We start from the raw sequence: 17,593 nt of genomic DNA, 5'->3' as shown, positions 1-17,593 counted from the left end.
ACGACTACACTAGACACCTGCCGGGGTGGTCACGGTGGAGACGTCACGCTCCTATAAGGTCATGGGCGGATTCACCAGATTGCGGTACAGGGTCGGAACTAACATGGAAGACAGATCACGCTGAAGGCACATGAGGAGATCATGGCCAGTCAAGAAGTGGGTCATTCCACGTGGTTCCGATCCTGTATTCCCATTATCAGCGTCAGGAAGTTTGTGTGTGAGGCTCTGATCTAGAAGGAGTTTCACCGATAATGACTACGGTGTCACCGAAGAAGAACCATGACCCGGCGAGGGTCAACGAGATCAGCGAGAAGCTGATGGAAAATTCTGAAATCGCCAGCTTGATTAGCGAGTTGTCGAGCTCCGCTGATGATGCAAGCGAGCTGGTCAAAGGCCTGCTACAGGCATCGATCAACGCTGGCCTTAAGGCGGAGATGGATGCGCACTTGGGCTACGGCCATTGCGACCGCAAAGCGAAATCCCAGGTCGAAACCGCACAGGAGAATAATCACCGTAACGGGTCGTACACCAAGACCGTCAATTCTGGCTACGGCGCAGTTGAGGTGACCGTGCCTAGGGATCGTGCTGGCACGTTTACTCCCCGGATGGTGCCCAAGGGTGCACGCAGGCTCACAGAGCTCGACGACATGATTATCTCGCTCTACGCCGGCGGGATGACCGTGCGCGATATTCAGCACCATCTCGCAACCACGCTTGGGGTGGATATGAGTCCGGATACGATCAGCACCATTACCGATGCGGTCTTGGACGAGGTCATGATCTGGCAAAACCGCCAGCTCGACGAGTTTTACCCGGTGATCTTCCTCGACGCGCTGCGCGTGAAGATCCGTGACGGCCACCGCGTGGTCAACAAGGCTTGCTACATGGCGGTTGGTGTCGATATGGACGGCATCAAGCACATCCTGGGATTGTGGATCGCCGACAATGAAGGTGCCGCATTCTGGGCATCGGTGTGTGCGGATCTAGCCAACCGCGGTGTCCAGGACGTGTTCATCGTGTGCTGCGACGGGCTCAAAGGCCTGCCTGAAGCAGTTGAGGCAACCTGGCCGAATTCCATGGTGCAAACCTGTATCGTGCACCTGATTCGGGCGGCCAACAGGTGGGTGTCGTATCAGGACCGCAAAGGTGTCTCCCGGGCGCTGCGTGAGGTCTACACGGCCGCAAACGAGGACACCGCACGTGCCGCCTTGGATGCGTTCGAAGCCAGTGAACTGGGCCGGAAATACCCGCAGTCGGTCAAAGTCTGGCGCGACGCTTGGGAGCGGTTCGTGCCGTTTCTACAGTTTCCGCCGGCGGCACGCCGGGTGCTCTACACCACCAATTCGATCGAGTCGCTGAATGCTGAACTGCGTAAAGCTACCCGTAACAGGGGCCAGTTCCCGAACGATACCGCAGCGCTGAAGACGCTTTGGCTGATGATCTGCAACATCGAAGACAAGCGCGCTGCGCAGCGAGCGAAGAAAGCAAAGCGCGACGTTGAGTGCAACGGCTATATTGAAGGAGCGAAAGCCACCGGGTGGAAACAAGCCATCAACCAACTAGCCGTGGCTTACCCCAACCGATTCGCGGACTACTTGTAAACCAAGCCCCCGCACACAAAGAATCGGACACTCTCAATTATTGCAATACTGCAGCTCAATCCAGTAATTCATCTAAGATTTTATTAATTTTTCGCTTAATGCTTCCTGCTTCGGGTATCGTGCGCGGGCCGAAAACATTAAAGAAGGTGATGGATGACAGCCAGCACATCCAGATTCCATACACAATAGCGCCCCTCTGGTCGCCCGGATCTGTGTTCAGCCAACTAGTAAGGTGGTGCCCGTGTACAGCCTTGATCGCCAGACGCATCTTTATCTCCATATTGCCGATGAACTGCGTTCCCGGATTACTAACGGCGAATTGCGGCCAGGAAACGCGCTTCCATCGGAACGCACGCTGTCGGAACAATTTGAAGCATCGCGAATTACGGTTCGGCGGGCCCTCGATATTCTCGGAGCAGAGGATCTCATTGAACGCCGACGAGGCCGAGGTGGCGGGACCTTCATCAAATCCACGCCTCCAACTGTTGAGATAAACAGGATTGAGGGCTTTCTTCCACAGCTTAGGGCTCGAGGCCGGACTGTTGAATCTCAGGTTTTGGCAACAGATTTGGTCTCTGCACAGAACGAAATTGCCGATGAATTACAGCTTGAACCACGGTCCCAAGTCTTTCGACTCGTAAGACTACGCAAAGTCAGCGGAGTACCGATGCTCATTGAAGACTCATACTTTCCCATTAGCGCCGCACCAGATTTGCTGGACCAAGACCTCACCGGATCGCTCTACGAGCTCCTCGCTGAGCGCTACAACGTAAAGCCTGCGCACAAAAAAGAAACTATTACTCCTGAAGTTCCCACTTCGTGGGAACAGAAGAAGCTTCAATTACGTCCCAATCAACCGATCCTTAGGGTAAAAAGGACCACCTTCGAAGAGACCGACGCTCCTATTGAATTTTCACGTGACGTTCTACGGTGCGACCTAGCGCAAGTGGAAATTGTTACAGCCCCTTCACCAGGCGCGTAGGGCTGCATGAGCCGCCTTTTCCATCGACGCGAATGAGTATTCCGCTAAGCATTTCGCCTTTTCATTCGGACCTACAGCAACTGTCCCCATACCCGCAGCACGTGCTGCTTTTATACCGGCTCCGGAATCCTCGAAAACTAACACATCATTTGGTGCCACCCCCAGAGTTCCAGCCCCCTGGAAAAACCCTTCGGGAGATGGCTTACCTCTGCTGACATCTTCAACGGTCACGGTGTAGGGAAGTAGACTATCGAGGCCATTTTCCTTCAGAACAGGTTCTAGAAGCTTTCTGAAGGTGCCGGTAACTACTCCTACCTTCTTGCCTAGGTTCTGCAGTTCATTTACAAGCTTTATCGTATTGCTCCCAATTAAACCTGCCCCATGACTTAAGGTTAAGTACGCCTCGATCAGCTCTTCGAGCAGATCCTCAACACTGTGAGATGAGCGGCGAATAACCAACAAGTTGTGTGAGATATCCAAGTCGCTAAGACCGAGGAGGGCTTCGTATTCGCCTTCCCTCAATGGTTCAAGATTCAAGCTCCTCAGAGCAATGTCATAGGACTTTTCCAGAACCACCTCGTCATTGCTCATGGTTCCGTTGAAATCGAAAATTACCGCTGAGACACTCCGTACCCGCTCTTCAAAGGCCATATTGTCTCCTGTCGTTCATTAGTCTTGCTACTTGAAAAATCATCTTAAGCAAGTCTTTTAAAGGACAGGAACACTAGCTTAAAGGTATTAAATTATCTTCTACCAAAGTTAACCTTGACGGAACCTAGGGGAAATAATGAGGTGCCAAAATCTCCACTGTCCAGAAAACGATCCTCTTTTTGATCCGGACTCGAAAGGATTCCCAGATGTCCAATACTTTGTCCCGGCGCACTATCCTCCAAGCACTCGGTCTCGGCGCGGGGTTTGTCGCGACAGGTACAACCCTTGCTGCTTGCGGTGGAAATGGCTCCACATCCTCCGCTAACCGTAATGTCGGTCAAAACATCGACGAAATAATCAAGCTTGCCAAGGAAGAGGGCGAAGTTCGCCTCATTGCTTACCCCGAGACCTGGGCAAACTACAAGGGGCATTTCCAAAAGTTCGAAGAAAAGTACGGGGTGAAGATCAAGGTTGACTCACCAGATGCGTCATCCGCTGAAGAACTTGAGGCGGTTAAGAACCTTCGTGGCCAAGAAACGCAGCCTGACATTCTCGACATTGGATACTCGTTCACCACTCCGGCGATCAACCAGAAGCTCATTGAGCCATACAAGCCGTCTAATTGGGATGCAATCCCGGAGGATCTTAAGGATAAGGACGGCATGTGGGTGGGCGCCTACTACGGTGTCCTTACTTTCGGTGTCAACAAGAAAAATGTCGATGTTCCTACGGCTTTCCAGGATCTCAAGGATCCCCAGTACAAGGGCAAGATTGCGCTACCTGGTGATCCACGTCAGGGAGCATCATCCATCGCCACTGTCTTTGCCGCAGCACTTGCTAATGGAGGTTCTCTGGACGACATTCAGCCCGGTATTGACTTCTTCGCTGAACTTGCAGACATGGGACACCTCGTTCCCATCTTGGATCCGGCTCCAGGAATGACTACAGGAGAAGCTTCAGTTATCTTCGACTGGAACTACAACTGGATTGGAGTGCAGGATCAGTTGGTGAAGGACGGGGTGGATTTCGAGATGCATGTTCCAGAAGACGGTGTATTCGGCAATTACTACGCTCAGCCTTGCACCATTGATTCTCCGCATCCGAACGCTGCCCGCCTATGGATCGATTGGCTCACATCAGACCAGGGATCCGAACAATACGCGCTGGGCGGTGCTGTGCCTGCCCGGTTTACCGAACTGTCCCAGGCAGGGAAGCTTTCCGATAAAGCCCTGTCCACTCTTCCGGATCCAAAAGTCGTTGAGAAGGTCAAGGTCCCGAATTCAGCTCAAGGAGACAAGGGCAATTCCGTAATCGCTACGCAATGGGCTCAGAAGGTCAAGTACTAATGACGCTGACGATACCTGATTCCAAAGAACCCCAAAAAGGAAAGCCGAAGTCTATGAAATCTCGTGCTAGCGGAGTTACATTGTCATCTATTGCTGGTGCCCTCCCCTACTTCGTCTTTGTCGCAGCGTTTCTAATCGTCCCTCTCATTGCGAATCTCTTTACCGCCTTCAAAGATGCCACGGGAAACCCTTCAACGGAAACAATGGTTGAAGCAATTGGTCCTACCTACAGGGGAGCTTTCCTGCTAACTCTGAATCTTTCTCTTCTTACCACTATTGTTGGCGGGTTGTTCGGTCTTATTATCGCTTGGGCATTGACTGCGAGAAAGTCCGGTCCGCGTTGGCTTTCGAACCTAGTGAATAGCTTTTCCGGTTTAGCTGCGCAATCAGGTGGCGTTCAATTAGCGTATGCTTTCACAGCTCTGCTCGGCGCTCAAGGCCTACTCACTGGTTTCATTCAGAAAATTTTCCCGGCCTTTGGTGAAATCTTTTCTATCACGGACTTCGCCGGCGTAACTCTGGTGTACCTCTACTTCCAGATTCCTTTGATGACGGTTCTCATGCTGCCGTCCATGAGCGCTTTGAAGAAAGAATGGTTCGACGCAGCCTCATCGCTGGGAGCCACCAAGACCCAATATCTCCGCGATGTGGCCTTGCCAGTGCTGTGGCCTCCGATTGTCGGCTCGCTGCTTCTACTTTTTGCGAACGCCTTCGCTGCTTACGCGACGGCATATGCGCTTTCAGGTGGTTCACTCAACCTCATTCCAATCGTCGTCGGATTCCTCATCAGCGGAAATGTGTTGCTCAATCCAGGACTTGCTGCTGCCCTCGTGACGTGGATGATGATCATCATTCTCGTAGCAATGGGCCTGCGCCTTGTGCTTACCCGAAGGAGTGACAAATGGCTCAGCAACTAGCTAGCTTGCCATCATCCCCCATTACCTCCTCAGTTCCTAAGAATTCACGATCTAAAGGGGGTAAAACAAACTGGGTTGTGACGACAATTTTTGTCATTGCACTCATTTTCTTCTTTGGCCCTTGGGTTGCTGCCGCAGTCTTCGGTTTCACTCGTCCCGGTGACGGTTTCACATTCGAACCTCTGCTATCGGCTTTTGAAAATCCGCGCGCGATGTCGGCTGTTATCGACACCTTGTTGCTTGCACTCGCAACCACCCTAATGATGCTCGTTCTTCTAGTACCGACCATCGTCTTCTTGAACCTTACGTCCTCGAAGCTTGCAAGAATTGCTGAACTACTTTCTGTACTTCCGCTGGTTATTCCCGCCGTTGCGTTGGTTTCCGGCGTATCCGAGTTCTATCAGGTAGTCGCGCCGTCGTTTCTCGTATCGAAATGGTCACTGGTGCCCCTTTACGTCATAGTGGCTCTTCCGCTTTGCTATCGGGCAATCGATGCTGGAGTTAAAGCTTTGGACCTCAAGACCATGTTTGCAGCATCCTCTTCACTCGGCGCTACATCAATGCAGACCTTGTTTAACGTCGTGTTGCCCAACCTTCGGGTATCCATGCTTTCGGCTTCCCTTCTGTCCATCGCGATGACTTTGGGTGAGTTCGCAATCGCATCGCTGCTCCTGCATTACACCTTCCCAGTCTTCATCGTTGAGGTATCCCGAGGGAATCCGCGTGGTATTGCGGCTCTTTCCTTCATCACGATTCTCATTACTTGGGCTTTGATGGCATCCATCTCAGCAATTGCAAAATTCGATTCCTCGCGAAAGGAAAACTAGCGTGAATTCTTCTCACGTAGAACTCAAGAACATCACCAAACGTTACGGTTCCAAAACCGTACTCGATAACCTGAATTTGGAAATCGGTAAGGCTGAGCTCGTAGCTCTCCTAGGCCCTTCCGGTTGTGGTAAATCCACTACACTGAAGATTCTCGCCGGCCTTGAGCATGCTAACGAAGGGTCCGTGTGCATTGATGGCGATGATATTTCCTATTTGCCTACTCGCCGGCGCAACATGGGCATTGTTTTCCAGGCTTATTCGTTGTTTCCACACCTCGATGCAATTGACAATGTCGCTTATGGCCTCAAGATTAAAGGGCGAAACAAGATCGATCGCCGCAACCGTGCCGGTGAACTATTGGAGCTCGTTGGGTTGTCGGAGCATACGACCAAGTTTCCGGGTCAAATGTCAGGGGGTCAGCAACAGCGTGTTGCTCTTGCCCGAGCCTTAGCAATCGAACCGCAGCTTCTGCTCCTCGACGAGCCTCTTTCGGCTCTCGATGCGAAGGTGCGAACCCAATTGCGTGATGAAATTCGGCGTATCCAGCTTTCAGAGGGCATTTCTACCCTCTTGGTTACTCACGACCAGGAGGAAGCCCTCGTGATGGCGGATCGCATTGGTGTCATGAATAACGGCGTGATTGAGCAGATTGGCTCGCCCTCAGAGCTTTACCACCATCCTCGTTCGCCGTTTATTTCTCAATTCGTCGGCGTCGTTAATCGTATCTGTGGGGTGTATAATGCGGGTTCTGTCGATGTACTTGGCACCCGCGTCGATGTTGTCAATTCAGAGATAGATCCGCAGGACGGAAATATCTTGGCCTGTCTCATTCGTCCCGAAGACCTTCGCATCACCTCCGATCCCAAAGGCCAGTATCGAGTCCTTAACAAGCAGCTCCGCGGAATTTTCACCTCGGTTATGCTTACAGGCCCTGGCAGCACTGTGATTCGTGTCGATATGTCCGACCGCGAAGCAAGCGAATTCCCCACTGGAAGCCAGGTCAGGCTGGAAACTTTGCGTCACGATGCCGTAGTCGATAGCGCAACCACTGACGAGGTATCTGAGGCGCAATCCTTCAATAAGCAAAGGAGCGCTAATGCGTAACCCGGGCAACACGGCAACACCCGAATCCGTAGATTCGGATCGTCGGATCCTACTTATTGGTTTGGACGGCGTTCGCTGGGATATTGCTGCCGAACCTGAAGTTGGCTCAACACTTCAGAAACTCGCTGACGAAGGAAGCTGGCATTCCATGCAGATGGAGGTCCCGACGATATCCGCGCCGGGCTGGGCAAGCATTCTGACCGGATCCACCCATGAACAGCACGGGCTTAGGGACAATAGCTGCGTAGGTGGAAGAACATGGAGCCGTCCTGACTTCCTTTCGCAAGCCTTCTACCACGACCAGTCGACTCGGACTTTCGCTGCAGCAGGCTGGCCTGTCCTCGTAGACCCCAGTGGGCTTGGCCCCATTATTCATCCTCGAATCGAGCAACAATACGCCGGGCTTCACCGTGTCATAGTCCGCGACGGTGAGACCTACGGCTACGAACGGATCGATGCTGAAATTACGGATTTCACTCTCGCCGCAATCCATGGTGGGAGCTTCGATGTTGGTTTTACGTATTGCTGCAGTGTTGATGATGCCGGACATGTTTATGGCTTAACAGGAGATGAATATCGTGATGCTATTAGATCCGTTGATCAGCATGTCGAACGGCTCGTGGATGCTGTAACTAAACGTGCCACAGAACGTGGTGAAGATTGGCTCGTTGTCGTCACTACCGACCACGGCCACATCGATGAGGGCGGTCACGGCGGAAGCTCAGAACGCGAACGCGAATCATGGGTTGTTGCATGGTCCCCGACAGGGGATCTGCCAGCCTGGCCCTCCCAGATTGAACCATACAGACTCGCTTCTCACATTCTTGCTGAACGGAAATCCTAGAACTCTCCACAGGGGCTTCTTCAGAAGGTGCCAAACCCAATGAAGGAGCCCTTCTCTCTAAATCTCGTAGTACCGCAACTAATTGGGAGAGTAGGTCACCTACTTTTCCGTTCTGGTACTTACTGCTGCGTGTGCTCTAAGAGAGCGTCAGGGAGTTTGTGTGTGGTTCTGATCTAGAATGTGCTTCACACATAAACTCCCTGACATTCTCAAAAACGGACTAGTCAGATTCGACTACTCTAATCACAGACTTAGATTTTAGGGCCGATGCTGGCACAGAGACAAGCTATGCAATTTTTCCTAAGACATTCGCCTTTTGTTGTTTCTGAGACACTCTCAATTGAGCGTTCGATACTCAGAGCGACTATCCTCTTGCTGCGGATTAAGGCTGCTCGAGCCAGGAATTGATGCCGCCGCGCAGGGAGACGACGTTGGTGAAACCTCGCTGGCGGAGCACGTCTACGGCTTGTGCGGAACGCATGCCGCTGGCGCAGTAGATAATGGCCGGAGCATCCGGTTCGATGTCGGGGTTTTCGCCGCCGAGGATGCGGTCGAGCTCAAAGTGCGTGGAATTGGGGATCGCGGATTGGGCACGCTCGGGGGAGGTGCGGACGTCGATAAGCGGGGCGCGCGGGGGAATCTCGCGGACCTCGGGGGCGTCGGCAGGTTGGGTTGGTTGCGCGCCGGTGGACTGGAGCGGGATGTATTCCCAGGTACCGGAAAGGGCATCGAAGTAGCCGAGCGTGCCGATGAGTGGAGTGCCCACGCCGGTGACGAGCTTGAGGGCTTCGAGCGCCATGGCCGAGCCGACAACGCCGACCACCGGGCCTAAGACTCCGGCCTGCGAGCAGGAAGGAACCTCACCGGGTGCGGGAGCGGTGGGAAAGACATCCTCGTAGACGGGGCCGTGGCCGGACCAGAAAACGCTGAGCTGGGCATCAAAGCCGAGGATGGAGGCCCATACGTGTGGGATGCCGAGCTCGTGGGCAGCCCAAGAGCTGAGGTAGCGGGCGTTGAAGTTATCGGTGCCGTCGAGGATGAGATCGCAGCCGCGCAATTGTTTTAGTGCCGTCGCTGATTCGAGGCGGCCGTGACAGGTGATGTCCACCTCTGGATTGAGCGCGCGGACGGCGGCCGCGGCGGAATCCGTCTTCGGCGTGCCGATGGCGGCGGTGGTGTGGATGACTTGGCGGTGCAGGTTGGAGGGGGAGACCACGTCGTCGTCAAAAAGCGAAATGCGGCCCACGCCCGCCCCGGCTAGGTAAAGCAGGGCCGGGGAGCCCAGGCCGCCGGCACCAATAACCGCTACGTGGGCTTCGCTGAGTTTGCGCTGTCCCTCCTCGCCCCAGAGCGCTTCCTGGCGGGCATAGCGGGTGCTCATTCCAGGCCCACCCAATTGGTGGAGCCATCGCCGTGGCTTTGTTCCTTCCAGATGGGGACCTCCGCCTTGACGCGATCGGCGCATTCCTCGGCGGCACGGAAGGCATCGCCGCGGTGCGCGGCGGCCGCTACTACGGCAAAGGCTAGGTCACCGACCTTGAGATCACCTGTACGGTGGGCGGCCCACAGGCGCACTGGGTGGTTGGCCGCGACGGAATCGGTGACCTCTTGCAGCTTCTCTGGCGCGGATGGGTGGGCGCTATAGGAAAGTAGGGTGACATTCGGCCGGCCGCCATTGTGATCGCGGACAATGCCTTCAAAGGTGACAACGGCACCCATGGCGGCCGTGACGGACTCTTCCTTGGCAGCGGCAAGGAGGGATTCTAGGGGTTGATCGCTCAGCAGCGTGCTAATGGTGCAGCCGGTTTGCTCGGCCACATAGGAGGGATCAGTGCTCATGTTTTCCTTCTAACATATCGACGATCGGAACGATTAATTCTTCCAAAACCGCGCAGCCGTCTTTTACCCCGCCGGTAGAACCGGGAAGAGTCATGGCAAAGGTGGAATCATTGACGCCGGCAACGGCGCGAGAAGCCACCGCGGTGGGCACGGTTTCCAATCCCTTCTGCCAGAAGGCCACCGCAATGCCGGGCAGCTCGCGGGTGATATGTGGTGCTACGGCTTCTACCGTCTGGTCATCTTGGGTGAGCCCAGTGCCGCCGGAGGTCAGGATGACTGCGGGTTTTTCGGCGAACGCGGCGTCAACAGCTGCGGCAATATCGGCATCGGGGACGATGCGTGCGTCGGGGCAGTCAAAGCCCTTGCGGCGCAAGAAGTCCACCGCGATGGGGCCGGAGCGATCTTCGTAGATGCCCGCGGCGGCGCGCGTAGAGGCGACGATGACGAGGGCGGTGCGCTGTGGGCTCATAGTGGGTAGACCTCTACTTCCTCGCCTGCTTCGAGGCGTTGATCGGCAGGGATGCGGATGAGATGGGTGGCGTCTGCCGCTTGGGCGAGCAGGTGGGAGCTGGCACCACCGAGGATATGGGCGCGGGAATCGACGCGCCCGCGGCGAAATTGGTCCTTGTGCGGGAGACCGTCGATGCTCGCGGCCAGGGGGACGCGGAAAGGCTGCGGAGCCCAACCGAGCGTAGGAGCAACGAAGAGGCGGAAACTCACCAACGTGGAAATGGGGTTTCCAGGCAAGCAGATCACTGGGGTGTCGTGAAAAGTGGCGATGCCCTGCGGGCCGCCGGGTTGCTGGTCCACGTGGCCGAACCAGCCATCGAGCACCTGGCGGACTACTTCAAATTTCCCGGCGGAAATTCCGCCTGAGGTAATGATGGCGTCCGGGTGGTGTTGCGCGATGGCTTCCGTGAAAGCGCGCTCTAGGGCCTGTGGGTCATCGTCGGTAGTGATATAGCCCGCGACGTCGATGCCGGCGCGGCCGGCCATTGCCGTTAAGAGTGGTGCATTGGCATCCGGAATGGCGGCGCTGCCGTGGCCTATTTCAGCGCCGCCAGTGCAGATGAGGATGCGGGCGGAGCGGTAGACCTCTGCCTCGTCGATTCCTTGGGAAGCGAGGGCGGCCAAGCGCACCGGCGTGAGCTTATCGCCGCGGGCGGCGAGGAGGGCGCCTTCTTCCAGGTCGGAGCCGGTGCGGCGGATGAATTGGCCTGGCGAGGTCTCTGGCACGGTAATGCGGTCACCCGGAGCGAGGAATTCTTGTGGTTCGCAGCGCTCGATGGGCACGATGGCTGCAGTTCCTTCCGGTACCTTGGCGCCGGTCATGATGGGGCAGGCGCTGGAAAGTGGGCTGCCGAGTACCTGGGCGGGCTCAGTGCCGGCCGCGATGGTGGGGCCCACCGGGTAGGTTCCGGCCGTGCACTGCGGGAGGGCGTAGCCATCCATCTGGGAGTTATCAAAGCGAGGGGAGGGGAAGCCGGCGTGGACATCCGCAGCCAGAACCATATCGAGCGCCTGGGTGAGGGGCACGGTGGTGGCTTGGCGTGCGGGCAGGGCCGCGGCGACTTCGCACGCGTGAGTCTCGGGTGTGCGCATGGCGGCTAGTTTACCCGCGGTCTCGACATGGCACGGGCGTGCGGGGCATAGTAGAGGGCATGTTGACCGTTCACTATTTCGCCGCCGCCCGTGCCGCTGCGGGCGTGGCTTCTGAGCAGGTAGAAGCCCCCGCCACCTTGGGTGATCTGGTGGCGCAGCTGGGCAGGAAACATGCCGGAACCACCGAGGCCGGCATGAGCCTGAAAGAGGTATTGGGGCGCTGTAGCTTTCTTATCGACGGCGCCGGGAACACCGCCATGGATTCCCCACTGGCTGGCGTCACCCGGGTGGACGTCCTGCCGCCATTTGCGGGCGGCTAATCGCGCTGCCGCAGCGGGCTGGTAAAGAAGTTGATGACGCTGCTGACGATGGACAGCACGATGGCGCCGATGATCGCGGCGCCCCAAGAGTCGATGACAAGGTGGCCAATTCCGAGGTCAAGCGTATTGAGCGCCCACTCCACGATGATGAGCGCGGCGCCGTTGATGACGAGGGAGAACAGTCCGAGCGTCAGGCAGGTCAGCGGCGCGCCAAGGACTCGCAGAACCGGCATGACCACTTCATTAATGATGATGAAGACGATGGCAATGGCGATGAAGTTTCCGGTTTCGGCCGGACTGATGGAGATTCCGGGAATGACGGTGACCACCGCCCACAGCGCCACCGTGATGGCAAAGACGTTCAGGGCGAAGTTAATGAGCGATCGCATTTAGCCTCCTATGATTGCGTTCCACGCCTGCAACAAGGCGTCGGTTTCTTCCCTGGTGGTAACTGTAATACGTATGCCCTCGCTAAAGGCGCGCACGAGCACGCCGCGTTTGGCCAGGCGAGCGGCTACCTCCTGCGGGGTACCAAGGTGGGCCAGATTCGCGGCCGGCAGCCAGACATGATTCGCCTCGGAATGCGGCACGCCCCACTCCTGCAAGGCTTCTTCTAAGCGCTCGCGCTGGCCGACGACCTCATCGGTGCGCTCCCGCAGCGAATCCTGCGCCGCCAGTGCCGTGCGGGCACCAACCTGCGCCACGGTGCTGGCGGAGAAGGGGATGGCCACTTTATTGAGGGCCTCGATAATATTTTCCGGGCCAAATGCATAACCGATGCGTACTCCGGCCAGCCCATAGGCCTTAGAGAAGGTGCGCAGGCACACCAGGTTGGGATAGGTGCCCACTAGCTCCGTGCCCAGCGGGGTGTCGGTGGCGCGGTTGTATTCGATATAGGCCTCGTCGAGGGCTACGAGGACATCGGCAGGCACAGCATCCATGAATGCGGCGAACTCGTCCTTGGTCACTGTGGTGCCGGAAGGGTTATTGGGGTTGCACACGAAGATAAGCCGGGTCTTGTCCGTAATCTTGTCCGTTATGGCCGGCAGATCCACGCGCTGGTCTGTGCGGAGCGGAACCGGGATGGGGTGGGCTCCCACCACCTGGGCGAAGATGGGGTAGGCCTCGAAGGAGCGCCATGGGAAGAGAATTTCATCGCCCGGAGTGGCGGCAATTTCTACCAACTGTTGGCACAGTGCGGACGATCCGGTGCCCACCGCCACCTGCGCCCCATCTACTCCCAGGTGAGCGGCGAGATCCTCGCGCAGCGCGGTGGCCGCAAAATCCGGGTAGCGATTAGCCTTCGTCACGGCCTCTGCCATGGCCGCGGCTGCCTCTGGCAGGGGCGGGTGCGCGGCCTCATTGGAGGAAAGCTTGAGTGCGTCATCATTGCGCGCACCAGCGACGTAGGCAGGGATGGCTTTCAGGTCGGGGCGAATCATGGATACCACTTTAGGGCCTGCGCCTTTGCTGCGGGAGCGAAAGCAGGGGGCTAGTTTGGCAGCGGCGGGGCAGGCAGGTATTCTCAAACGAGGTTCCTTGTGAACCGTGGAGATGTGCCAGAGCGGCCGAATGGGGCTCCCTGCTAAGGAGTTGACCCTTCTGGGGTCCGGAGGTTCGAATCCTCTCATCTCCGCCATCTAATCCCGAGCGTGCGCGCTCGGGATTTTTAATTCGCGCTTTCTATTCTCGTCGGCTCTATGCAGCGGAGAAATCTGCTATTTGTGCTGGTACTTGGCGCAGCGGCGGAAAAGTGTGAGCGTGCCGGTGCCGAAAATAAAGCTTCCGGTAAACGCCGCAGCGCGCAGGGAAGTGACCTCGTGGAAGAGGGCAAGCACCATGAGAATCGCGATAATAGAGCTAATGATTCCTAGGACGAGGAAAGTAATCGTCACGATAGGTCCGGGTGTGGATTGCTGCGGCACGGAGGACAGTCCTTTCATCGCTCAATTCTGATGAAAATAACTCTAGGTTGCCCTCCTAGCAGGCGCAATAGGAAGCGCCTTAGATACGGCCGGGGTCTAGGAATGCAGGGCGGGAAAAACCTCGTCACGCAGCAGGTGGGCGAGCTCGCGATCGGGATTAGTGGGGTCTACCCACGCGGCTTCGGCAATCTCGGCAGCCGCGCGGGCAAGGATGGGGCGTGGATAAGTAAAGATATGCCCGCGTACGGTTTCACCGGGTTCATTGGCGGCCGGTGCGTCGAAGATGCCGAGCGGGGAAAGCTCTGGGAGGCGGACGTCAACGCCGATTTCTTCTGCAACCTCGCGGGCTGCGGCCTGTGCGGGGGTTTCGCCAGCCTCAAGCTTGCCGCCGGGCAGTTGGAACTTGGTGGAAGAATCTTTGCGCACGGTGAGGACATGGCCAAAGGAATTACGGAAAACTACGGCGGCAACTTCAATCATGGACCGACTATAACTCGCTGCGGCGGGTTAATTCAGAATGCCGGGTGCCCACTCGCGCTCCACTTGGGCAAGCGCTGCTTCTATCTGCTGCTCATTCAAGCCGATATCGGGAGTGCCGGCGGATACGGGGTCACCGGTGAGCACGGTCAGTAGCGCCCAGCCATTATTAATGGTGGGGCTCACACGCAGATCAGCCGGGCGTTTCGCAAAGATGGTGCCATCTGACCTCATCAATTCAGGCGGATAGTCGACAGCCTTCACGGTTGCGAGCTCTGGTAGTACTTCCGTGGAGCCATCAGGAAAGAACACCATGATGCGCGCCCGGTGGAAGTAATAGTGGTCATCGCCTATAGGGTTCTTTTCTTCCTTGGAATCAAAGTGGTAGAAGTTTCCCATCAGTATCGGATAAAACTCGAGCCAATTATTGGCCCACGCTTTGCGGAGTAGAGCGCGCTCATTGTGGGTCGAGGCCAGCCAGCGAACGGGCTTGGAAATGCCGAATGCAATGATAGGCAAGTTGATGAGCACAGCGATGCGGAAATCGAGTCCCGTAAGAGCAAAAGGGAAGAGCCCGAGAATTACGATGGAACCCATATGGAAGAGCTGTAAGAGGAAGTCGAATCTCGTATGGTTCTTGGTGGGGCAAGGGCCGTTGCTCACAACGGCCGCGCGCAAGACGGTGGGATCGGGGCGCGGATTTGGGGTGCTAACGCGCTCGATGTTCTCTTCGCTGAAGAACTTTCTTCGTTTGGGGAGGTCACTCTGAATTTGCACACGGGCTGGTACATAGGGGCGGATGCTCCTTTGCTCAGAGGGCTGGCCAGTGCCTATGAGGCTACGGGAAGGCGAAGTTTTGCGTGGGCTTGTCGCGACGTAGGAGATAAATGAATATAAAGTGGTGCCCATGAGTGACTCGAGGTTTCCCCGCTCGGTGTTTGCAGTCGGCACCGACCCTGATCCGCGTTTCACGCTCGCTAATGAGCGCACGTTCCTGGCGTGGATTCGCACTTCCCTAGCGTTGATTGCTGGCGGAGTAGCACTTGAGGCCTTTGATGTTCCCCTTCCAAGCGCCCTGCGTGCTGCGGTGTCGGTCTTCATGCTGATAGTCGCCATAATCTTGCCCGTGGTGGCGTGGGGGCATTGGAAGCAATCAGAGCGCGCGATGCGAGAGAATCGATCGCTTCCGTTTAGTTTCGGCCTTCCGGTCCTTGTTGCTGTGATCGTGGTGGTGGCCGGTGCGCTTTTGGTAGGCGAGTTCCTTGTCTAACCGGCCCTTTGATCCCGGCCTGCAACCAGAGCGTACGCGCCTGTCGTGGCAGCGCACCCTTTTGGCCCTTTCCTTAGTGTTGCTAGGTGCGATGCGGGCGGTGAGTGTGCGCGTCTTCTTGCCGCTCGTCCTCCTTGCCGCCGGGGTGCTGGCGCTGGTCTTGGCGGTGTGGCAACGTGCCTCGCTTGTTGACGTCGCGCTTTCTTCCCAGACTCCCCTTCCGCATGCAATCATTTTGGCCAGTACTGCCGGTCTGGTTTCTTTGCTAGCAGCCTTCGCCCTGTGGGGTCTATTCCTGTAGTCGTTCCGATGTCATCATCGAGGTGGCTTTTGGACGTCCTCATGCGGCCAGAGATGATATCTGGCGGATTTTCTGGGCAAATGGCGTAGTCTAAGAAGGCTGAAGTCAATAACCTGGGGCTGGAAAGGCGGGTAGGCCATGGCGGAGACCACCGAGCGGGCTAGCGATATTGTCGAGGCATGGCTAAAACAAGAAGACGCCATTAGCCCCACCAAGGCCCCACGCCTCCAGGAACTCCTGGAGAAGGTGCCCCTGCAGGAACTCATCGCCGTCGTCGAGCGACAAAATGCCGTCCGCTCAGCCTTGGCCCTGCGCTTGCTGCCGCGCCAGAAATCAATCGTCGTCTTTGACGCCCTCGATGCAAAGCACCAGGCCGATATCATCGATGAGCTGGGCAATGCCGATGTCTATGAGTTCTTTGATGAGCTTGATCCGGAAGACCGCGTGGCTTTGCTGGATGAGCTGCCCGCGGAAATCGCGGACCGCCTGCTGCGCTCGCTGACGCAATCCAAGCGTGATGTCACGGGCGTGGTGCTGGGCTATGACAAGGGATCGGTGGGCCGCCGCATGTCGCCCGAGGTGCCCGTCATCCACCCAGAGATGAGCGTTAAGGACGCGCTATTTAAACTGCGGGAGACGGCGAATGAGCTAGAAACCATCTACACCGTGCCCATTACCCGCGAGGATAGGCGTCTTGTGGGCGTGGTCAGCCTGCGCGAAATCTTCACCGCTGATGCCACGCTGACCATGGCCGATATTATGCACGACCCCATCTTTGCCCGTGCTAGTGCTGACGCGGAAGAAACCGCGCGTTGGTTCCTCCCATTGGATATCCTTGCGTTGCCCATTGTGGATGATTCTCACCGCTTAGTTGGCCTGCTGACGTGGGACGATGCTACGGACATCGTGGAAGAAGAAGATAGTGAGGACTCCGCTCGTGCTGGCGGCACCGAGGCACTTCAGCAACCGTACCTATCCACGCCTTTGCTCAAGTTGGTGCGCTCGCGCATCGTATGGCTGCTCGTATTGGCCGTCTCTGCGCTACTGACGGTGCAGGTGCTCGATTCTTTTGAAGACACATTGGCCAAGGCCGTAGTCCTCTCGCTCTTTATCCCGCTGCTGACCGGCACCGGCGGCAATACCGGCAACCAGGCAGCGACCACGGTGACGCGTGCCTTGGCGCTGGGCGACGTCCGCACGCGCGATCTCCTCGCCGTCATGTGGCGCGAGCTGCGCGTCGGCATGCTGCTCGGCGCGGTGCTGGGACTAGCTGGCTTGGGACTGGCCACCTTGGTCTATGGCCTAAGCATCGGCCTCGTCATCGGCTCGACGCTGTTTTTGATCTGTTCCATATCCGCGACCGTCGGCGGGCTTATGCCCATCGTGGCTAAGACCATCGGCGCCGATCCAGCAGTATTCTCCAACCCGTTTATCTCTACCTTCTGCGATGCCACGGGCCTGATTATCTACTTCCTGATTGCCAAGACCGTACTGGGAATCTAACTCGCCGTTCCTTAGCTCGGGGGTAAGGAAGTGGTGGACTCATTTCTGGTTTCGGGCAGGTGCAGTGTGTGCTCTGTGGGGGT

General features: G+C 56.8%; 21 protein-coding genes and 1 tRNA gene. 12 read left to right on the top strand and 10 right to left on the bottom strand.

Translation table 11 applies throughout. The features are described 5' to 3' along the window. The first annotated feature begins 251 nt into the window (after positions 1 to 251). Positions 252 to 1,601, top strand: coding sequence for an IS256 family transposase (locus LG376_RS02960; protein ID WP_198491812.1), 1,350 nt, complete (start codon positions 252 to 254; stop codon positions 1,599 to 1,601). A 241-nt stretch (positions 1,602 to 1,842) separates the two neighbouring features. Next, a complete protein-coding gene (locus LG376_RS02955) occupies positions 1,843 to 2,583 on the top strand; it encodes a GntR family transcriptional regulator (protein WP_198492354.1) in 741 nt (246 codons plus the stop codon). On the opposite strand, the gene LG376_RS02950 is transcribed toward LG376_RS02955, so the two are convergent. Further along, on the bottom strand, positions 2,569 to 3,234 hold the full coding sequence (locus LG376_RS02950) for an HAD family phosphatase (RefSeq protein ID WP_198492355.1): 666 nt from the start codon (positions 3,232 to 3,234) through the stop codon (positions 2,569 to 2,571). The two genes, LG376_RS02955 and LG376_RS02950, sit on opposite strands and share 15 nt — an antisense overlap. 206 nt (positions 3,235 to 3,440) lie before the next feature. Between LG376_RS02950 and LG376_RS02945 the strand changes: the two genes are divergently transcribed. Genes LG376_RS02945 through LG376_RS02925 form a run of 5 tightly spaced genes read left to right on the top strand, consistent with a single transcriptional unit; the run spans position 3,441 to position 8,273 of the window. After that, the gene (locus LG376_RS02945) at positions 3,441 to 4,580 is read left to right on the top strand and encodes an ABC transporter substrate-binding protein (RefSeq protein ID WP_225746116.1); all 1,140 of its coding nucleotides are present in this window, start codon (positions 3,441 to 3,443) and stop codon (positions 4,578 to 4,580) included. Then, complete coding sequence (locus LG376_RS02940) at positions 4,580 to 5,497, top strand: ABC transporter permease subunit (protein WP_198492357.1); 918 nt, start codon at positions 4,580 to 4,582, stop codon at positions 5,495 to 5,497. The genes LG376_RS02945 and LG376_RS02940 overlap by 1 nt, the downstream gene beginning before the upstream one ends. Continuing rightward, positions 5,482 to 6,324 (top strand): ABC transporter permease, encoded by an 843-nt coding sequence (locus LG376_RS02935; RefSeq protein WP_198492358.1) that lies wholly within the window; start codon positions 5,482 to 5,484, stop codon positions 6,322 to 6,324. Before LG376_RS02940 ends, LG376_RS02935 begins: the two co-directional genes overlap by 16 nt. 1 nt (position 6,325) lies before the next feature. Beyond that, a complete protein-coding gene (locus LG376_RS02930; RefSeq protein WP_198492359.1) occupies positions 6,326 to 7,429 on the top strand; it encodes an ABC transporter ATP-binding protein in 1,104 nt (367 codons plus the stop codon). Further along, a complete protein-coding gene (locus tag LG376_RS02925) occupies positions 7,422 to 8,273 on the top strand; it encodes an alkaline phosphatase family protein (RefSeq protein WP_198492360.1) in 852 nt (283 codons plus the stop codon). The genes LG376_RS02930 and LG376_RS02925 overlap by 8 nt, the downstream gene beginning before the upstream one ends. A gap of 382 nt (positions 8,274 to 8,655) precedes the next feature. On the opposite strand, the gene LG376_RS02920 is transcribed toward LG376_RS02925, so the two are convergent. From LG376_RS02920 to LG376_RS02905, 4 genes are read right to left on the bottom strand one after another with little or no spacing between them, the layout of a single operon-like run. Further along, a complete protein-coding gene (locus LG376_RS02920) occupies positions 8,656 to 9,654 on the bottom strand; it encodes a ThiF family adenylyltransferase (RefSeq protein ID WP_198492361.1) in 999 nt (332 codons plus the stop codon). Next, positions 9,651 to 10,112, bottom strand: a complete 462-nt coding sequence (locus LG376_RS02915) for a molybdenum cofactor biosynthesis protein MoaE (protein WP_198492362.1) — start codon at positions 10,110 to 10,112, stop codon at positions 9,651 to 9,653. Before LG376_RS02915 ends, LG376_RS02920 begins: the two co-directional genes overlap by 4 nt. Continuing rightward, positions 10,102 to 10,581, bottom strand: a complete 480-nt coding sequence (locus tag LG376_RS02910; RefSeq protein ID WP_198492363.1) for a MogA/MoaB family molybdenum cofactor biosynthesis protein — start codon at positions 10,579 to 10,581, stop codon at positions 10,102 to 10,104. Before LG376_RS02910 ends, LG376_RS02915 begins: the two co-directional genes overlap by 11 nt. Continuing rightward, a complete protein-coding gene (locus LG376_RS02905; protein ID WP_225746115.1) occupies positions 10,578 to 11,714 on the bottom strand; it encodes a molybdopterin molybdotransferase MoeA in 1,137 nt (378 codons plus the stop codon). Before LG376_RS02905 ends, LG376_RS02910 begins: the two co-directional genes overlap by 4 nt. 59 nt (positions 11,715 to 11,773) lie before the next feature. On the opposite strand from LG376_RS02905, the gene LG376_RS02900 reads away from it, so the two are divergent. After that, positions 11,774 to 12,034: a MoaD/ThiS family protein gene (locus LG376_RS02900; RefSeq protein WP_198492365.1), complete on the top strand. Its 261-nt coding sequence runs from the start codon at positions 11,774 to 11,776 to the stop codon at positions 12,032 to 12,034. Here LG376_RS02900 and LG376_RS02895 read toward each other — a convergent pair. Next, complete coding sequence (locus tag LG376_RS02895) at positions 12,031 to 12,423, bottom strand: phage holin family protein (protein WP_198492366.1); 393 nt, start codon at positions 12,421 to 12,423, stop codon at positions 12,031 to 12,033. The genes LG376_RS02900 and LG376_RS02895 overlap by 4 nt on opposite strands. Next, positions 12,424 to 13,476 carry a histidinol-phosphate transaminase gene (gene hisC / locus LG376_RS02890; RefSeq protein WP_225746114.1) on the bottom strand — a complete coding sequence of 351 codons (1,053 nt, stop codon included), beginning with the start codon at positions 13,474 to 13,476 and terminating at the stop codon, positions 12,424 to 12,426. It abuts the gene before it with no gap. A gap of 108 nt (positions 13,477 to 13,584) precedes the next feature. On the opposite strand from hisC, the gene LG376_RS02885 reads away from it, so the two are divergent. Next, positions 13,585 to 13,673: transfer RNA gene (locus LG376_RS02885), tRNA-Ser, on the top strand. 79 nt (positions 13,674 to 13,752) lie between these two features. Here LG376_RS02885 and LG376_RS02880 read toward each other — a convergent pair. The 3 genes from LG376_RS02880 to LG376_RS02870 form a co-directional block, all read right to left on the bottom strand. Continuing rightward, positions 13,753 to 13,977 carry a hypothetical protein gene (locus LG376_RS02880; protein WP_049377337.1) on the bottom strand — a complete coding sequence of 75 codons (225 nt, stop codon included), beginning with the start codon at positions 13,975 to 13,977 and terminating at the stop codon, positions 13,753 to 13,755. Positions 13,978 to 14,055: 78 nt separating this feature from the next. Continuing rightward, positions 14,056 to 14,439, bottom strand: a complete 384-nt coding sequence (locus tag LG376_RS02875; RefSeq protein WP_225746113.1) for an NUDIX domain-containing protein — start codon at positions 14,437 to 14,439, stop codon at positions 14,056 to 14,058. A 27-nt stretch (positions 14,440 to 14,466) separates the two neighbouring features. Beyond that, a complete protein-coding gene (locus LG376_RS02870) occupies positions 14,467 to 15,033 on the bottom strand; it encodes a hypothetical protein (RefSeq protein ID WP_225746112.1) in 567 nt (188 codons plus the stop codon). A 310-nt stretch (positions 15,034 to 15,343) separates the two neighbouring features. On the opposite strand from LG376_RS02870, the gene LG376_RS02865 reads away from it, so the two are divergent. The 3 genes from LG376_RS02865 (at position 15,344) to mgtE (ending at position 17,510) form a co-directional block, all read left to right on the top strand. Continuing rightward, positions 15,344 to 15,706 (top strand): YidH family protein, encoded by a 363-nt coding sequence (locus tag LG376_RS02865; RefSeq protein ID WP_049377345.1) that lies wholly within the window; start codon positions 15,344 to 15,346, stop codon positions 15,704 to 15,706. After that, the gene (locus tag LG376_RS02860; protein WP_049377340.1) at positions 15,699 to 16,007 is read left to right on the top strand and encodes a DUF202 domain-containing protein; all 309 of its coding nucleotides are present in this window, start codon (positions 15,699 to 15,701) and stop codon (positions 16,005 to 16,007) included. Before LG376_RS02865 ends, LG376_RS02860 begins: the two co-directional genes overlap by 8 nt. Positions 16,008 to 16,145: 138 nt before the next feature. Continuing rightward, complete coding sequence (mgtE, locus tag LG376_RS02855; protein WP_225746111.1) at positions 16,146 to 17,510, top strand: magnesium transporter; 1,365 nt, start codon at positions 16,146 to 16,148, stop codon at positions 17,508 to 17,510. Positions 17,511 to 17,593 lie beyond the last annotated feature (83 nt).

The organism is Corynebacterium sp. Marseille-P4611 (genome assembly GCF_916618765.1).
Lineage (GTDB): Bacteria > Actinomycetota > Actinomycetes > Mycobacteriales > Mycobacteriaceae > Corynebacterium > Corynebacterium marquesiae.
This window is presented reverse-complemented; position numbering and strand designations above follow the sequence as displayed.

What these genes read in the sequence shown, in the direction of transcription:
- LG376_RS02950 (WP_198492355.1), bottom strand. Translation starts at nt 3,234, where the DNA reads ATGGCCTTTGAAGAGCGGGTACGGAGTGTCTCAGCGGTAATTTTCGAT.
- LG376_RS02915 (WP_198492362.1), bottom strand. Translation starts at nt 10,112, where the DNA reads ATGAGCACTGATCCCTCCTATGTGGCCGAGCAAACCGGCTGCACCATT.
- LG376_RS02920 (WP_198492361.1), bottom strand. Translation starts at nt 9,654, where the DNA reads ATGAGCACCCGCTATGCCCGCCAGGAAGCGCTCTGGGGCGAGGAGGGA.
- LG376_RS02895 (WP_198492366.1), bottom strand. Translation starts at nt 12,423, where the DNA reads ATGCGATCGCTCATTAACTTCGCCCTGAACGTCTTTGCCATCACGGTG.
- mgtE (WP_225746111.1), top strand. Translation starts at nt 16,146, where the DNA reads ATGGCGGAGACCACCGAGCGGGCTAGCGATATTGTCGAGGCATGGCTA.
- LG376_RS02865 (WP_049377345.1), top strand. Translation starts at nt 15,344, where the DNA reads ATGAGTGACTCGAGGTTTCCCCGCTCGGTGTTTGCAGTCGGCACCGAC.
- hisC (WP_225746114.1), bottom strand. Translation starts at nt 13,476, where the DNA reads ATGATTCGCCCCGACCTGAAAGCCATCCCTGCCTACGTCGCTGGTGCG.
- LG376_RS02870 (WP_225746112.1), bottom strand. Translation starts at nt 15,033, where the DNA reads ATGGGTTCCATCGTAATTCTCGGGCTCTTCCCTTTTGCTCTTACGGGA.
- LG376_RS02940 (WP_198492357.1), top strand. Translation starts at nt 4,580, where the DNA reads ATGACGCTGACGATACCTGATTCCAAAGAACCCCAAAAAGGAAAGCCG.
- LG376_RS02905 (WP_225746115.1), bottom strand. Translation starts at nt 11,714, where the DNA reads ATGCGCACACCCGAGACTCACGCGTGCGAAGTCGCCGCGGCCCTGCCC.
- LG376_RS02900 (WP_198492365.1), top strand. Translation starts at nt 11,774, where the DNA reads ATGTTGACCGTTCACTATTTCGCCGCCGCCCGTGCCGCTGCGGGCGTG.
- LG376_RS02880 (WP_049377337.1), bottom strand. Translation starts at nt 13,977, where the DNA reads ATGAAAGGACTGTCCTCCGTGCCGCAGCAATCCACACCCGGACCTATC.
- LG376_RS02945 (WP_225746116.1), top strand. Translation starts at nt 3,441, where the DNA reads ATGTCCAATACTTTGTCCCGGCGCACTATCCTCCAAGCACTCGGTCTC.
- LG376_RS02910 (WP_198492363.1), bottom strand. Translation starts at nt 10,581, where the DNA reads ATGAGCCCACAGCGCACCGCCCTCGTCATCGTCGCCTCTACGCGCGCC.
- LG376_RS02935 (WP_198492358.1), top strand. Translation starts at nt 5,482, where the DNA reads ATGGCTCAGCAACTAGCTAGCTTGCCATCATCCCCCATTACCTCCTCA.
- LG376_RS02925 (WP_198492360.1), top strand. Translation starts at nt 7,422, where the DNA reads ATGCGTAACCCGGGCAACACGGCAACACCCGAATCCGTAGATTCGGAT.
- LG376_RS02960 (WP_198491812.1), top strand. Translation starts at nt 252, where the DNA reads ATGACTACGGTGTCACCGAAGAAGAACCATGACCCGGCGAGGGTCAAC.
- LG376_RS02875 (WP_225746113.1), bottom strand. Translation starts at nt 14,439, where the DNA reads ATGATTGAAGTTGCCGCCGTAGTTTTCCGTAATTCCTTTGGCCATGTC.